The organism is Scrofimicrobium canadense, from assembly GCF_009696615.1.
Classification (GTDB): Bacteria; Actinomycetota; Actinomycetes; order Actinomycetales; family Actinomycetaceae; genus Scrofimicrobium; species Scrofimicrobium canadense.
On record NZ_VULO01000004.1, the window covers coordinates 94,009 to 109,525 of the forward strand.

The following is a 15,517-nucleotide window of genomic DNA, read 5'->3' on the forward strand; positions in this document are numbered from 1 at the left end:
TTTAGAACGAAGTGCTTATCCTAATCAGCTTCAACTTCTCGCCACTTCGGTTGTAACTGAGTGAGGCGCGCTGTGAGATCCATAGTTTCACCGTCGCGGCCTCCCGCACCAAGGACTAGCGGAGGCGCTGTTGGTGTGGGAGTAAGGCGCCGAAATCGATCGAGAAAACTTAGGTCCATCTGCAATAAATAGTAGTTTCCTGATGTATCTACCGCCACTGATTCATCCACTTTGAGGTACCAGCCAGATAGAGTGGTAGCCGCAGAGTTTCCCGTTCGACCGTGCACTCGCAGAGGCACCGGAGCTGGCCCCATTGTGAGAGCTGCGGTGACGAATTTCTCTAAAAAAGCGCGTGCTTGTAGGCTCTCTGCAGCCTTACGCTCGGCGAGTCTTTCAGCTTGGAGCCTCGCAATTTCTCGGCGAGTCTCAGACCAGCTGCTACTTTCACTCATCGGGTATACACGTCCAAGTGATTACCCGAAGTGCCACGGTCATAGACTTTCCCCAGATTCCCGAACGGGGTCTCGAAAACTGTTCCCTTCGGAGCATCGTTCGCCAGGACAATATACCCATCCGCGTCAGCGACAAATCCCCCATCATTCACGTGTCGTCCGGGAATTGCTAGACCACCTCCAGGAAGAACTGATTCCGAATAGTACGTAAATCGGTATCCACCCCAGTTGATCACTCCACTAAACAGCAAGTCGCTGAGTGTATACAGTGCTGGCGCCCTATCCGAAATACTTGGAGCTGTCGCTATTTCAACGGTGACGGCAACCTCGTCAACAAAATGTGTTGGATCTACATCGCTGGACTCAATAACACCAATACGGCCTGCAGTATTCCAGTCGCCATTATCAACAACAGTGTCGGCCAGCGATTGTGGAGCCAGGACAAAAGTTAATGTTATAGCCGCACCTAACGATGCCAATCGTCTGCTACGCATTCACAAGCTCCTTGTCATTGCGACAATCTCATCGACAACATCTTCGATGCTTTTCCCGGTTGAGTCAATAACGCTGACTCCTTCCGCCGCCTCAAAAAAATCCGACACGGTGGCGTCAGAGCGGTCTCTCTCGCCTATTTGTTTTGCTGTCGCTTTGAGGTATTGGGGGGCGTCACTTCCATAAAGCTCATAGGTGCGCCTGCGAAGACGTTCCTTCTCGTCTGCTAGCAATAGGACGCGCACATCTGCATCTGGACATACAACGGTTGTAATATCTCGTCCCTCGGCAATCATTCCGTGCCCGGACTCTCGTGCCTGCGTCATAACTCGGCGTTGTTCCGTCGCCATCCACGACCGGACAGAGAGATTTCGTGCCACCTCTGCCACGCGTTCGGCGACCCGCGGTGTTCGGATTTCCGCGGTGATATCTATGTCACCGGCAAAGAACCTTGGGCTGTGAGGGTCGTGTGTCATGGAGAAATCGAGAGAATCAGCCTGTTGGCGCACCAGCTCAGTTTTATCGAGATCAATTCCCTGTTCAAGGCAAAACCATGTCAACGCTCGGTACATAGCACCGGTATCTAAATAGGTAATCCCAAGCCGTACCGCAATTGCTTTTGCAACCGTAGACTTGCCTGATCCCGATGGTCCATCGATGGCGATAAGGATTCCCTTATGTTCCGTCACTATTTGCTCTCTCCCACGCTTATCACGCGCCAACCGCGTTTTTCCAGTTCTTCTGTAGCTGTGAGTATGCTAGCCGGGTCAATTTGTACTCGTGCTAGTCCGTACTTTTTTCCCGCCGCATGTTCCAAGGTCAAATCCTCGATATTGACCTCTGCCTGTCCCAGTTCCGTAAAAAGGCGCCCCAACTCACCTGGGCGGTCAGGTACCAACACCTCAATTTCAGCCCAGGATCGCTGAGCCTGCCCGTGTTTTCCCGGTATACGGGACACTCCCCGATTGCCTGCTGCGACGATATCACTGATGACACCGATTGCCCCTACTTGAGATCCTTGGGAGTATTGCTCTAGGCGTTCCACTGCATCGGCCAAATCATCTTCCAGGTCGTGCAAAATCGCAGCTATAGGGCCCGCATTGCCTGCAACTATTGCTGTCCATAGTCGAGGATCCGATTGGGCAATACGGGTTGTGTCACGCAGGCCTTGGCCAGCAAGTGAAAGCGCATGAGAGGGCGCACCCAGAAGACGAGCTGCAAGCAACGACGACACTAACTGTGGTACATGGCTGACATAGGCAACTGCCGTGTCATGATCATGGGCGTCCATTTGGGTAGGAACAGCGCCTAAATCGATTGCTAGGTTGCGCACAATCATAACGGCTTCTTGTGTCGACTGCTCGGTGGGGACAATTACCCATGGACGCCCATAAAACAAGTCTTTATCGGCGAAAGCAGCTCCAGACCTGGCTCTTCCTGCCATCGGATGTGACCCAACGTATCGCTTGGAGTCAGAACCCGACTGGCATACGTCATCGGCAATCGCTTGTTTCACCGATGCGACGTCGGTGACAATCGCATCGGGAAAGCGCTGAAGAGCATCGGTAACTTGCTGGGCACAGACGTCTGGCGGCGCAGCAACAATCACTAATTCGGGCATTGGTGCACTGGAATCCCAGGCAAGGCCAGCCCCCATATCGACAGTGAGAGCAAGAGTGGTTGGGGACGGGTCATCCAAATACACGCTGAATCCCAGCGCGCGCAAACCTAACGCGATGGATGTCCCAATCAGGCCGGTGCCTATAATGAGGACCGGTCCTTTGACGTCCCCTTGGTTCACAAATCCACCTCGTTGTATAAAGAAGACAAAGCATCCCCTTTCACTCGGCGTAAGACTCCAGGCTGCAGTCGGTCTAAACGCACTGGACCAAATTGAATGCGTACCAGTTCGCGCACTGGAAAACCGAGCTCATCCATTAAACGTCGCACCAAACGATTGCGTCCCTCGTGAACGGTGATTTCCACTGTTGTGATTTCTCCGTAGGTGTCTTTGACGGAAAAAGCATCGACTTGGATATGACCATCCTCCAAATCCACGCCGCGCAGTGCCTTACGGCGGATTCCTGGTTTCACTTCCCCATGCACTCTAGCAACATATGTCTTTGCTACTTGGTAGGAAGGATGGGTGAGACGATTGGCAAGTTCCCCGTCGTTGGTAAGTAAGAGCAACCCTGACGTGTCAATATCAAGCCTCCCCACATGGTAGAGACGTTCGGGGTATTCACTCAAATAATCAGACAGACACGGACGGCCCTCTGGATCGCTCATAGTCGAAACCACGCCTACCGGTTTATTAAATGCTAAAACCGTACGCTTCACCGAATCCGTGAGGACGCGTTCGCCATCCACGTGAAGAGTCTGTTTCTCAGGGTCTATACGCGTGCCGAGCTTTCGCACAACAACACCATCGACACTCACGCGACCTGCAAGAATCATATCCTCAGCAGCTCTGCGCGAGGCGATTCCCGCTTGAGAGAGCACCTTTTGTAGGCGTACTCCCTCAGACACATGCGGATCATTTTTCATAACCGTTCCTCCACCTCTGCTGTCAGACTCTCTATGCTATCTGCATCGGGCAGTAAGGGAGCTAACGGGACCAAGTCATCTAAGTCTTTCATCCCCATGCGCTCCAAGAAAAGTTGTGTCGTTCCATATTGGATCGAGCCGCCCGGCGCAGTACCGGTTTCTTCGATAAGTCCTCTTCCCTGCAATGACCGCATCACAGAGTCCACGTTGACCCCTCGAATGGCACTGATTTGTCCGCGTGTCACAGGTTGGCGATAGGCCACAATTGCTAGCGTTTCAAGAGCCGCCTGTGACAGCTGAGAAGTTGCTTGCCCCACAACAAACTTTCCTACAATTGGAGCCCACTGAGGAGCCGAATAAATCCGCCAGCCTCCCGCAACTTCCCTGAGAATAAATCCATGCGGACGCCCCCCGTTACTACCGGCGTACTCATCGCGCAAAGCCTCCAATGACTCACGCACGACATATTCCGGAATCTCGATTGCCTCGGCCAGTTCGGAAACTGTGGCAGGAGTTTCAGTAATCATGAGTATTGCTTCCAAAGCACTCAGGACTTGGCTGGATACATCGCTCATGTCCCCTCCCAGGCAATATGCAATGGCGATAGTGGGGCCTCTTGATCAAAGATGACCAACCGGCGTCGATAGAGTTCCAGAAGTGCCAAAAACCGTCCTATCACAGTGCCCACGTCAGATGTTTGTGCCACCAACGATTCAAAACTGATCCTCTTTTCGACCCGCAGCTTTTGCTCTAGAAAAGTGACTTGTTCCTCAACTGATACGCGCGGCCGGGCGACGTGTGCCGCTTCGTCCGGAGCGGGCGGCTGGCGCATAGCGGAAACCGCAATGCTTGCCAACTGATCAGGGCTGATGTTCCATACAAGTTCCGGAAGCAATACTGCAAAGTGAGGTTCCATCGGGACTGCCCTCGGGATTGAGTCTTCTTCTTCCGTCAACCGGTCGGAAAAAATCTTGGCCATTTCCTTGAAAGCTCGATACTGCAGCAGTCGCGAGAACAAAAGGTCACGCATCGACAAATCTTCGGCGTTGTCTTCTGACTCCATCCCAATGTCAGGAACGAGCCGGGCTGCCTTCATATTGAGAAGTGTCGCCGCAACCACCAAAAACTCTGTAGTTGTCGACAAATCTGGAAAACGAGACATGTAGCTGATGAACTCATCCGTCACCTTCGAGAGAGCAACTTCCGTGACATCAAGTTCCTGACGAGCAATAAGCTGTAGTAGCAGATCAAAAGGACCTTGAAAGACGGGCAGATCTACCGCGAAGCTATCGAGCGCTGGCGCAAACTCAGGGGGCTTCGCCACGGCTGATAACCTCTCGGGCCAGTTGTCGGTAGGCCTTGGCACCGGCATGTTCTGGCGCATGCGTGGTAATCGGCTCAGTGGCAACAGTGGCATCAGGAAACTTTACCGTACGATTAATCTGAGTTCTATAGACTTTGTCCTTGAATGTTTCTCTGAGTCTTTCAAGAACTTCTTTCGAATGGAGGGTACGTGGATCAACCATCGTCGGTACAATCCCGTCCATGTGTAGGCGAGGATTGATGCGGTCTCTAACCGTCTCGATAGTATCGACTAAGAGTGCAACACCTCGCAAAGCAAAGAATTCAGTGGCAACTGGAACAATGACTCCATGCGCCGCCGTCAATGCATTGACTGTCAACAGTCCTAATGAGGGTTGGCAGTCGATCAGGATGACATCGTATTCGTCTAGTACGGGACGTAAAACACGCGCCAAGGCATTCTCGCGCGCGACCTCATTGACCAATTGCACCTCAGCTGCCGACAGATCAATGTTGGCGGGAAGTACATCCAGTCCGGGAATCTTCGTATGGCATATAGCATCGTGAATATTGCGCCCCGAACTCATAAGCAGCGTATACACCGTGGTGTCTAGATCTAGGCTATTGATGCCTAGGCCTACTGTCGCTGCCCCCTGTGGATCAAAATCCACCACAAGGACCTTACGTCCGTATTCCGCTAACGCCGCCCCCAGATTGATAACAGTCGTTGTCTTTCCCACTCCCCCTTTTTGGTTGCACATTGCTATCACCCTGGCCGGACCATGTCCGTTCAGGGGCGCTGGTAGGGGTATCAGAGATTCGTCCTCTTCACCTAATAGGCTGGGTTGCAGATCGTCACTCACGACTCGATTCTAGTTCATCGTCGGCTATGTGAGTGCCCGAGGATGACTTGAACGATAAACTTCCTGAAGGGTTTGTGGACTCAGTCTGGTATATACCTGAGTGGTTGTCACACTTGCATGGCCTAATAATTCTTGCACTTCTCTCACGGATGCTCCCCCCTCAAGAAGGTGCGTAGCAAAGGAATGGCGCAAGGTGTGAGGTGACACCTCCTTGGTAATCCCAGCTCTTTCGGCGGCTTTACGAATAATCTCCCAGACACTCTGTCGACTCAAAACTCCACCTCTCAAGTTGAGGAAAAGATAATGAGTCCCTTTACCCGCAGCAGCCAAAGTGGGCCTGGATCGGGTGAGATAGGCATCAAGTGCCTCCATAGCGTATTTTCCCACCGGAACCATCCTCTCTTTGCCACCCTTTCCCAACAGCCGAACGACGGTGATATCTCCGTATTCATAAAAATCATCAACACTCAAGGAAACGACTTCACTGACCCGCGCGCCAGTTGCATACAGAAGCTCAAGGAGTGCAGCATCCCTTATCGGCCTTGCGCCTTCACCACGAGCTGCCATGAGTAGTTCTTCTGTTTCTGCCACAGTGAGTGCCTTAGGCAGGCGGAGCCCCGGCTTAGGAGCTCGCACATGCTGCGCCGGGTTCGCTGATGAAAGATTTTCTTTTCGCAGCCACCGGTGAAAAGATCGAATTGCCGCAAGAGACCTAGCGATCGAGCTTGCAGCTAAGGGGCGTTCACCCTGAGTAAGACTATTGATATAGGTTTCCAGCACCGCGTCGGTCACATCATTCCAGTGATGTATCCCAGCAGCTATCATTGCTTCTCTGTATCGTTCTAAATCCCTAGAGTAGTTGCTCAGCGTGTGGTTGGACGCTCCCTTCACAACCCGAAGGTCGTCAATAAACCAATCTATGTATTGCAACTCTTCTTTCACCACGCCCGCTCTCTTTCTCCACCCATGTTACCTTTGCCGCAAACACGGACAATGGACCGTTATTTTTTCCGCCTTTGTAACTACTAGACTTGCTTTCGTACATTTCGATGTCGAAAAAGAATGGAGAACCGTTGTGGCCCTGAAGTGGGATGAACGTGATGATAGAGCGGTAACGACCGCGAAACTTCTTGCAGCAGATGCCGTTGAAGAGGCCGGTTCCGGGCATCCTGGAACCCCAATTTCTTTAGCTGCAGCAGCATACCTCATATATCAGCGGTATCTTCGTTTTGACCCTCGCGATCCACAGTGGGTGGGTCGCGATCGTTTCGTACTCTCTGCGGGACATGCTTCTCTACTGCAGTACGTTCAGCTCTATCTTGCTGGTGTCGATATGGAAATGTCAGATCTCCAATCGTTCCGCACATTTGGATCAAAGACACCCGGACACCCCGAACGAGGGCACACAGCTGGTATCGAGATCACAACAGGTCCACTCGGTTCGGGCTTGGGTGCAGCTGTCGGCATGGCGATGTCAGCCCGCCGCGAACACGGAATGTTCGATCCTGAGACTCCCCTTGGGCAGTCTCCATTCGATCACGACGTTTATGTGATTGCAGGGGACGGATGTATGCAAGAAGGCGTCGCCTCCGAAGCAGCTTCATTGGCGGGCACGCAGCAACTAGGAAATCTCATCCTCATCTATGACGACAACCATATTTCAATCGAAGACGACACGAATATTGCTTTCAACGAGGATGTTCTAGCACGATTTGAAGCATACGGCTGGCACACACAGAGGGTCAATTGGCTCCAGGATAATGGTGAGTACCAGGAGGACGTCGTTTCTCTTGCCGATGCAATTGATGCTGCTAAATCCGAAACTTCCAAGCCATCAATTATTGCTTTACGCACCATTATTGGATGGCCAAGCCCTGACAAACAAAACACTGGTGGCATTCACGGCGCTAAGCTCGGCTCAGAATCACTTGCGGCACTAAAGAAGGCTCTCGGGGCCGATCCAGAAAAGATGTTCGACGTTGATCCTGCGATCGTCGAATATACTCGAGAAAATGCCCTCATTCGCGCTAATGAAGCTCAGGAACAATGGGATGAAGCTTTCCGGAAGTGGGCCGCAGGCAATCCAGATAAGGTGGAGCTCTTTAACCGGATTCGTACAGGCGAACTTCCCAAGGGGTGGGAAGCCTCGCTCCCAGTTTTCGAAGCTGGCAAAGATCTTGCCACGCGCTCAGCTTCAGGGGCCGTTCTCAATGGAATATCTGGTGCGATTCCTGAGCTATGGGGAGGTTCGGCTGACTTAGCTGGTTCTAATAATACGTATATGAAGGGACAGGGGTCTTTCCTCCCTCCCTCTCGCGGATCAAAGATGTTCCCTGCCGATCTTTACGGGCGTAATCTCCACTTTGGTGTTCGCGAACACGGTATGGGTGCCATTATGAATGGTATGGCCTCCGATGGTCTCACCCGGGTCTACGGCGCTACATTCTTTGTCTTTGCAGACTACATGCGCGGAGCAGTACGTCTGGCTTCGTTGATGAACCTACCGGTTACCTATGTATGGACCCACGATTCAATCGGTGTGGGCGAGGATGGCCCGACCCACCAACCGGTAGAACATTTGGCGGCCTATAGAGCTATACCTAACTTAGCCATTGTTCGCCCTGGCGACGCCGACGAAACAGCTCAAGCATGGAAAAACATCCTTGAAAAGAATGGACCTGCCGGGCTCATTTTGACTCGCCAGAACCTTCCTAATCCGGGTCGGAATGCTGAAACGGGCCTGGCTTCTGCTGAGGGCGTTGCGCGCGGCGGATACATTATCGCTGATTCTGAAGACGTTCCTGATGTTATCTTGATGGCATCAGGCTCAGAACTTCACCTAGCCTTGGCTGCACGCGAAGTACTAGGAAGAGAAGGTGTAGCCGCGCGCGTCGTGTCGATGCCATGCATGGAATGGTTTGATCAGCAAGACAAAGACTACCGTGACTCGGTACTTCTTCCAGAAGTCAAGGCCCGCGTTTCTGTCGAAGCCGGCTTGGCAGCACCTTGGCTGAAATATGTCGGTGACGCAGGTAAGACCGTCTCTATTGAGACCTTTGGTGCACCCGGTGCGGCAGGCGTTTTGTTTGAGGAATTTGGTATTACAACAGATGCAGTTGTGGCTGCAGCAAGAAGCACCTTGAATAACTAGCCAACATGAAAAATAGGCGAGGAGCTTACGTAAGCTCCTCGCCTATTTTTCATACGTTAAACCCCCCTACTTAAAACCTTAACATCTGCCACAGTATTGGCCTTGGTTCAGTTTTATGACTCAGTAACGCGCGGAAAGGGAAAACAAAAATCCCGGGTATGCTCTTCCATCGAGCAGGCCCGGGATTTTTGTGCTGCTTGATACTCACCAGTAGTTGATAAGCACTCCGTAAGAGACTACGCAGATTGACCAAATCACCAAAACACCGACGGTAATGCGATTAAGGTTCTTCTCTGCCACGCCTGACGAGCCCGCAGTATTTGAGATACCGCCGCCAAACATGTCTGAGATACCGCCTCCACGGCCCTTATGCATAAGAACAGTGAGGATAAGAAGCAGGCTGGTTAGTACGATAAAAACCACTAAAACCCACTTGATGATGTTGATAATGTCCACGAGGCTCCTCGGTAGTAATTCAGACTACGATGTAGTCTAGCTCAGAGATTCTGATAGTCAGCAATCTTTGCAAATTCGTCGGCCTTGAGCGAGGCTCCGCCCACCAAACCGCCATCAACATCAGGCTGAGCCATCAGTTCTTTGACGTTCTTTGAATTGACTGAACCGCCGTAGAGAATACGGATTGCATCAGCAACATCTTGGTCGTATAGGGCTGCGACAAGCTCGCGAATGGCCTTACATACCTCTTCAGCATCAGCAGGAGTAGCCACTTCACCGGTCCCGATCGCCCACACTGGTTCATAGGCAATCACAAGTTCTTTGACCTGGTCGGAAGTGAAACCCTGAAGGGCTGCTTTGACTTGGCCAACCACATGCGATACATGGTTGCCTTCCTTGCGGATTTCCAGAACTTCACCGCAGCAAATAATCGGAACCATTCCGTTGGCGGCCACAACCTGAGCCTTTTGGCCAACAAGTTCGTCACTTTCGTTGTGGTATTCACGCCTCTCGGAATGCCCCACTACTACGTAAGAGCATCCTAGTTTCTTGAGCATCTGAGCGGAGACTTCACCGGTATAAGCACCCGATTCGAAGAGCGACACGTCTTGCGCGCCATATTTAATCTTGAGATTGTCGCCATCCACAGTCGTCTGCACGGAACGCAGATCAGTAAATGGAGGGATAACAACGACTTCAGTAGAGAAATCGAAATTTCTATCAGAAAGTTCCATGGCCAGGCCTTGAACTAATTGGATCGCCTCTAAGTGATCCATGTTCATCTTCCAGTTACCCGCCATTATTGGCTTGCGTGTCATGTTTTAGTCCTCCAAAACTGCGATGCCGGGAAGGACTTTTCCTTCAAGAAGCTCCAGAGAAGCACCGCCACCTGTTGAAATATGTGAGAATTTTTCTTCATCGAATCCAAGGATACGAACAGCTGCTGCTGAATCGCCTCCGCCTACGACCGTGAATGCGCTAGCTTTTTCAAGTGCGGCTGCAACTGCTTTAGTCCCGCCCGAGAAAGCCTCGAATTCGAACACTCCCATAGGACCATTCCACGCAACAGTCTTCGCATCACCAATGTAGCTGGCAAAAAGAGCCTGAGTTTCAGGACCCACATCAAGGCCCATCTGATCTTCAGGAATCGCATCTACCGGAACGACGGTTGCCGGAGCATCTGCCGCGAATTCCGGTGCTACCACAACGTCAATGGGGAGTACGATCTTCACACCACGCTTCTCGGCCTCGGCCAAGTATCCTTTTACGGTGTCGATTTGGTCAGCCTCAAGGAGAGATTTTCCAACCCCGTATCCCTGCGCTGCCAGGAACGTGAATGCCATTCCCCCACCAATAATCAAAGAGTCAGCTTTGGTAAGAAGATTGGCGATAACACCGAGTTTGTCGGAGACCTTTGAGCCTCCCAAGATGACGACATAGGGGCGTTCAGGGTCCGACGTCACTTTAGACAGCGAATCGATTTCCTTGACAACCAACTCTCCTGCTGCGCTCGGCAGTTTTTGAGCAATGTCGTACACGGAGGCTTGCTTCCGGTGCACGACACCGAATCCATCTGAAACATAGACATCAGCCAATGCCGCCAACTCATCGGCAAGCTCACCGCGCTCGGCATCATCTTTAGAGGTTTCCCTCGGGTCGAACCGAACATTCTCTAGTAGCAGAACCTGTCCTGGCTCAAGTTCTTCAGCAGCAGCAACGGCCGAAGGGCCGGTCACGTCATCAGCAAGAAAAACCTCTGTATCCAGAAGTTCAGCTAAACGTGCGGCAACTGGCGCCAACGAAAAGTCGAGGTTGACCTGCCCTTTGGGGCGTCCCAGGTGAGCCATGACAATGACGGCAGCGCCTGCGTCGAGCAGTCGGTTAAGCGTAGGTAGTGCGGCACGAATACGGCCGTCGTCGGTGATTACCCCGTCTTTCAAAGGCACATTAAAGTCGGAACGGACTAGCACCTTCTTGCCAGCCACATCACCGAGGGAATCGATGGTCCTCAGCATATATTGCTCCTCAATTCAGTAGTAGCAGCCGCTTCATAGATTTACGCCCGCGCGTAATACACACGGGCGTAAATCCACTCAGCAAAACTAGCTCAGAGACGGTTACCGACGTAAACGGTAAGGTCAACGAGGCGGTTTGAGTAGCCCCATTCATTGTCGTACCAAGAGACAACCTTTACTTCGTTGTCAATAACCTTGGTTAGCTGGGCATCAAAGATCGAAGAGTGAGGATCACCTTCGATGTCCTTTGAGACCAGGGGTGCCTCAGAGTACTCAAGGATTCCCTTCAGATCACCCTCAGCCGCAGCCTTGACAGCTGCATTGACCTCTTCAGCAGTGACAGGCTTTGCCGAAATGAAGGAAAGGTCTGTAACGGAACCCGTGGGAACGGGAACGCGCAGTGCATAGCCGTCCATCTTGCCAGCCAGTTCGGGCAGAACCAAGGCAACTGCCTTAGCCGCACCTGTCGAGGTGGGAACGATATTGAGAGCCGCTGCACGAGCACGGCGCAAATCTGAGTGAGGAGCATCGAGTAGACGCTGATCACCGGTGTATGCGTGGATGGTGGTCATCAGACCACGCTCAATGCCAAATGCATCATTGAGAACCTTAGCCAAAGGAGCCAGGCAGTTCGTGGTGCACGAAGCATTCGAGATAATATTCATCGAAGCGGGATCGTATTCCTTCTCATTTACGCCCACAACGAAAGTACCGTCAATTTCTTTACCGGGAGCAGAGATAATGACTTTCTTTGCACCACCGTCAAGGTGAGCCTTAGCCTTTTCTCCATTGGTGAAGAAGCCAGTGGACTCGATGACGATGTCAACACCCAGGTCGCCCCAAGGAAGGTTGGCAGGATCGCGCTCTGCAAGAACCTTGATCTCCTTACCAGCAACGGTGATGGAGTCATCACTTGAGGTTACTTCCTCGTCAAACTTGCCCAGTACTGAGTCGTACTTTAGTAGGTGAGCGAGAGTCTTCGGGTCGGTCAAGTCATTGACAGCTACGACATCAATATCTGCGCCTTGGGTCTTAATGGCGCGGAAGAAGTTACGCCCGATACGACCGAAGCCGTTGATTCCTACGCGGATGGTCACTATTGTCCTCCTGCTGTGCCACACGGGGCACTCTTGTCAGTTACCGCCACGCGATTTACGAGGCGGTGGCAACCTGCTTTCAGGCACTTCTAATTTACACCGTTTAGTGCAGATTTCGCAGTCCTGGTCCAACTGGTGTTTTCGCATCATTTTGCCACGGGACCGAGGTCCTACACATTCAGTTGTCCTCTAACATTTCGAGTGTTAATGCTGCTTCTGTATCAGGTATACCTGCTTCCGAAGCTACTTTGTCGGCCATAGCCAGCAATCGGCGTATACGTCCGGCTACTGCATCCTTTGTTAATTTGGGATTTGAACGCTGACCGAGTTCTTCTAGGGAGGCCTGCCTGTATGACAGACGAAGTTCTCCGGCTTCGCGTAAGTGGTCTGGCACGGTATCGCCAAGTATTTCGAAAGCCCTTTGCACGCGAGCTCCCGCAGCCACCGCAGCTCGGGCAGAGCGCCGCAGGTTCGCATCATCGAAATTAGCTAACCGGTTGGCTGCTCCCCTAGCCTCGCGCTTTTCTTTCCGTTGGCGCCATAGTTCGTGTGTGTGCTGCGCTCCCATTTTTTCGATAAGAATACCGATTGCTTCGGAATCACGAACGGCCACTCTATCAGCGCCTCGAACTTCTTTTGCTTTCGCGACAGCTCCTAGACGCCGCGCACAGCCAACCAGTGCCAGTGCTGATTCGGCCCCCGGGCACCCCACTTCAAGCGAGGAAGAACGTCCCGGTTCCATGAGAGAACCGCGAGCCAAAAATGCGCCACGCCAAGCCGCTATTGTCTCATCAATGCCGCCACCTATCACACTAGGCGGTAGCCCGCGAACCGGCCTGCCGCCTCCATCAATAAGTCCGGTTTGGCGCGCGATTCCTTCTGCACCTTTCACGATGCGCACGACATACCTACTGCCCTTTTTAAGAGCACCCCCGCTAACCACTACTACCGCAGATTCCGCACCATACAGATGTCGCAAGAACGTCCGCAGTCGATGTGCTACGAGTGGTGAATCGACTTCTCCCTCAATGACGATACGCCCCCCAACAACGTGTAATCCACCAGAGAAACGTAAAAGCGTCGATACTTCCGCTGCTGCTTGTGTGGGCGTCTGCGGACGCAATCTCGCCAATTCTTCTTTCATCGTTGATGTCAAAGAAATCGGCATTCTGCGTGCAGACTCGGTCGTTAACTCAGCCATGCTTCTGATTCCCCAACTTCTCCTAAATATCCATCAAAAGCGTCCCTAAACGCTGCTGCCAACCGCAGCGGATCATGAACGGGCAATCCTGACCCGGTACGTACTTGCCGCAAAAGCAGTCGCGCTCCCAAAAGCTCACATGCTTCCACGAGATCGTCAACATCGTCGACAGCGGTTGGATCCGCAATGACAATATCAAGCTTAAAATCGGGGGCATAACTATGGACCACTCGTACATGGTCTGCGGGGGAAAAGCCGTCTGTTTCCCCGCTCTGGGGGGCGAGGTTAAGCACCAATGCGCGATGTGCAGCAGTTGTCACAAGTGCCCGATGAAGGTCTTCTACCAGAAGGTGCGGAAGAACTGAGGTGTACCAAGAACCCGGACCTAATACGACCCATTCTGCTTCGGCCGTTGCTTCAATCACGGCAGAGGGAACCGGGGGATGTTCTGGCAATAGCCGAACATCCGTGATGCGGTGCCCGGTTGTTGCTACTTCGCTTTGACCACGAACAACGCGTGTTTCACCCTCAAAAATAACGTCAGCCTCAATATCAACTGGGACAGAAGACATTGGCATTACTTGCCCGTGGGCCTGCAACAGTCGCCCAACCCAGTCTAAGCCTACGACAGGATCATCAAACATTTGCCATAAGCCTGTGATGAGAAGATTGCCTAGTGCGTGATCGGTCAGTGGGCCTCCCGTCTTGAAACGAAGCTGCATCAGGTCACGCCATGTCAATCCCCATTCGGAGTCGTCGCACAGAGAAGCTAACGCCATTCGTAAGTCCCCGGGGGGAAGAACTCCCATCTCTTCGCGGAGCCGACCCGATGACCCACCATCGTCTGCGACGGTTACCACCGCTGTCAGTTGATGGGTGAGGTGACGCAGAGCCTTGAGAGTGGCGCTAAGTCCATGCCCTCCACCGAACGCGACAACCTTCTGTCCGGCTTCGCCCCTGACTGGCCATCCCTGTGAATCCAACAGCGACATATTCCTCTACTTTCGGCCCAAATCTCGATGTCGAACTTGGACATGATGCCCTCTTTCACGCAATGCGTGTGCAATATGCTCACTCATGGCAACCGACCTATGGCGTCCACCTGTGCATCCGACTGCCACAGTAACAAATGGTTTCAGTTCCCGTTGATATCCAGGAATAGCACTGTCGATTAATTCTGCGTAGGTCTCCGCAAAATGCCTGGCGCCTTCCTGGCTCATTACGTAGTCTGCAACCGGCTCATCGCGACCAGTCAAATGGCGCAACTCTTCTACCCAGTAAGGATTCTTTAGAAATCTCACATCCACTACTTGATCGGCATCTAGTGGTACGCCATGTTTGAAGCCAAAAGACTCCACGGTAATCATGACTGGACGTTCACCTTCGCCAGCAATCACCCCTCGCATATGTCGTGAAAGGTCATGAATTGAGAAATTGGTAGTGTCGATTACCTCATCGGCCCTGCTCTTCAATGGTGCCAGCAGTTGTCGCTCAGCTTCTAGACCTTCCAGGAGAGGCCCCTCACCTTGAAGTGGGTGCGGGCGCCGCGATGAATCAAATCTTCTCACTAGTTCTGAGTCGTCGGCATCAAGGAAAACTAGTCGGTAGGGAATTCCCGTATCACGCAAGGTGTCTAAGACTTGTTCGAGATCGCGAAAGAAGTTGCGTCCGCGCACGTCAACAACCGCTGCCAATCGATGGACACCTTCACCGCCGGAAGTCATCATTCCAGCAAGGTGTGGCAAAAGAGTCGGCGGAATGTTGTCGACTACATACCAGTCCAGATCTTCGAGTGCGTTAGCGGCTTGGCTGCGCCCAGCGCCACTACGCCCAGAAATAATGAGTATTTCCGGTGGCGTAGGCACCGGTTCTGCTTCACCGCTTTGGTCTAATAGAGGTAAACCCTGCGGTGCTGTGAGGGGGTCTTGGCCAGCTTCCATA

Annotated in this window: 17 protein-coding genes; 1 reads left to right on the top strand and 16 read right to left on the bottom strand. The window is 52.4% G+C overall.

Going from position 1 to position 15,517, the window contains the following annotated elements; genetic code table 11:
• Positions 1-20 precede the first annotated feature (20 nt).
• The 9 genes from FYJ24_RS04140 to xerD are packed head-to-tail and all read right to left on the bottom strand — an operon-like array spanning position 21 to position 6,601.
• Positions 21-452: a hypothetical protein gene (locus FYJ24_RS04140; RefSeq protein WP_154543884.1), complete on the bottom strand. Its 432-nt coding sequence runs from the start codon at positions 450-452 to the stop codon at positions 21-23.
• Complete coding sequence (locus tag FYJ24_RS04145; protein WP_154543886.1) at positions 449-946, bottom strand: hypothetical protein; 498 nt, start codon at positions 944-946, stop codon at positions 449-451. The genes FYJ24_RS04140 and FYJ24_RS04145 overlap by 4 nt, the downstream gene beginning before the upstream one ends.
• Positions 947-1,633 (bottom strand): (d)CMP kinase, encoded by a 687-nt coding sequence (cmk, locus tag FYJ24_RS04150; RefSeq protein ID WP_318656519.1) that lies wholly within the window; start codon positions 1,631-1,633, stop codon positions 947-949.
• Positions 1,633-2,745: a prephenate dehydrogenase gene (locus FYJ24_RS04155; RefSeq protein WP_318656520.1), complete on the bottom strand. Its 1,113-nt coding sequence runs from the start codon at positions 2,743-2,745 to the stop codon at positions 1,633-1,635. Before FYJ24_RS04155 ends, cmk begins: the two co-directional genes overlap by 1 nt.
• Complete coding sequence (locus tag FYJ24_RS04160) at positions 2,742-3,491, bottom strand: pseudouridine synthase (RefSeq protein ID WP_154543890.1); 750 nt, start codon at positions 3,489-3,491, stop codon at positions 2,742-2,744. Before FYJ24_RS04160 ends, FYJ24_RS04155 begins: the two co-directional genes overlap by 4 nt.
• Positions 3,488-4,066, bottom strand: a complete 579-nt coding sequence (gene scpB / locus FYJ24_RS04165; RefSeq protein WP_154543892.1) for an SMC-Scp complex subunit ScpB — start codon at positions 4,064-4,066, stop codon at positions 3,488-3,490. Before scpB ends, FYJ24_RS04160 begins: the two co-directional genes overlap by 4 nt.
• On the bottom strand, positions 4,063-4,815 hold the full coding sequence (locus tag FYJ24_RS04170; RefSeq protein ID WP_318656521.1) for a segregation and condensation protein A: 753 nt from the start codon (positions 4,813-4,815) through the stop codon (positions 4,063-4,065). The genes scpB and FYJ24_RS04170 overlap by 4 nt, the downstream gene beginning before the upstream one ends.
• Positions 4,799-5,656, bottom strand: coding sequence for a ParA family protein (locus FYJ24_RS04175; protein WP_318656522.1), 858 nt, complete (start codon positions 5,654-5,656; stop codon positions 4,799-4,801). The genes FYJ24_RS04170 and FYJ24_RS04175 overlap by 17 nt, the downstream gene beginning before the upstream one ends.
• Before the next feature lie 24 nt (positions 5,657-5,680).
• On the bottom strand, positions 5,681-6,601 hold the full coding sequence (xerD, locus tag FYJ24_RS04180; RefSeq protein WP_404814693.1) for a site-specific tyrosine recombinase XerD: 921 nt from the start codon (positions 6,599-6,601) through the stop codon (positions 5,681-5,683).
• Positions 6,602-6,731: 130 nt separating this feature from the next.
• On the opposite strand from xerD, the gene tkt reads away from it, so the two are divergent.
• Entirely contained in the window at positions 6,732-8,807 is a 2,076-nt protein-coding gene (tkt, locus tag FYJ24_RS04185; RefSeq protein WP_318656523.1) for a transketolase, read from the top strand.
• 204 nt (positions 8,808-9,011) lie between these two features.
• On the opposite strand, the gene secG is transcribed toward tkt, so the two are convergent.
• From secG to rapZ, 7 genes are all read right to left on the bottom strand, one after another.
• The gene (gene secG / locus FYJ24_RS04190; protein WP_318656536.1) at positions 9,012-9,254 is read right to left on the bottom strand and encodes a preprotein translocase subunit SecG; all 243 of its coding nucleotides are present in this window, start codon (positions 9,252-9,254) and stop codon (positions 9,012-9,014) included.
• 50 nt (positions 9,255-9,304) lie between these two features.
• Positions 9,305-10,081: a triose-phosphate isomerase gene (tpiA, locus tag FYJ24_RS04195; protein WP_154543896.1), complete on the bottom strand. Its 777-nt coding sequence runs from the start codon at positions 10,079-10,081 to the stop codon at positions 9,305-9,307.
• Positions 10,082-10,084: 3 nt separating this feature from the next.
• Entirely contained in the window at positions 10,085-11,275 is a 1,191-nt protein-coding gene (locus FYJ24_RS04200; RefSeq protein WP_154544054.1) for a phosphoglycerate kinase, read from the bottom strand.
• Positions 11,276-11,370: 95 nt separating this feature from the next.
• Positions 11,371-12,375 (bottom strand): type I glyceraldehyde-3-phosphate dehydrogenase, encoded by a 1,005-nt coding sequence (gap, locus tag FYJ24_RS04205; RefSeq protein ID WP_318656524.1) that lies wholly within the window; start codon positions 12,373-12,375, stop codon positions 11,371-11,373.
• Between the two features lie 178 nt (positions 12,376-12,553).
• A complete protein-coding gene (whiA, locus tag FYJ24_RS04210; protein WP_318656537.1) occupies positions 12,554-13,537 on the bottom strand; it encodes a DNA-binding protein WhiA in 984 nt (327 codons plus the stop codon).
• Positions 13,538-13,563: 26 nt separating this feature from the next.
• Entirely contained in the window at positions 13,564-14,568 is a 1,005-nt protein-coding gene (locus FYJ24_RS04215; protein ID WP_154543898.1) for a gluconeogenesis factor YvcK family protein, read from the bottom strand.
• 6 nt (positions 14,569-14,574) lie between these two features.
• A complete protein-coding gene (gene rapZ / locus FYJ24_RS04220) occupies positions 14,575-15,516 on the bottom strand; it encodes an RNase adapter RapZ (RefSeq protein ID WP_154544058.1) in 942 nt (313 codons plus the stop codon).
• Position 15,517 lies beyond the last annotated feature (1 nt).

Coding starts and splice junctions, on each gene's coding strand:
- tpiA (WP_154543896.1), bottom strand. CDS start 10,081: ATGACACGCAAGCCAATAATGGCGGGTAACTGGAAGATGAACATGGAT.
- FYJ24_RS04215 (WP_154543898.1), bottom strand. CDS start 14,568: ATGTCGCTGTTGGATTCACAGGGATGGCCAGTCAGGGGCGAAGCCGGA.
- FYJ24_RS04145 (WP_154543886.1), bottom strand. CDS start 946: ATGCGTAGCAGACGATTGGCATCGTTAGGTGCGGCTATAACATTAACT.
- FYJ24_RS04140 (WP_154543884.1), bottom strand. CDS start 452: ATGAGTGAAAGTAGCAGCTGGTCTGAGACTCGCCGAGAAATTGCGAGG.
- scpB (WP_154543892.1), bottom strand. CDS start 4,066: ATGAGCGATGTATCCAGCCAAGTCCTGAGTGCTTTGGAAGCAATACTC.
- FYJ24_RS04160 (WP_154543890.1), bottom strand. CDS start 3,491: ATGAAAAATGATCCGCATGTGTCTGAGGGAGTACGCCTACAAAAGGTG.
- rapZ (WP_154544058.1), bottom strand. CDS start 15,516: ATGGAAGCTGGCCAAGACCCCCTCACAGCACCGCAGGGTTTACCTCTA.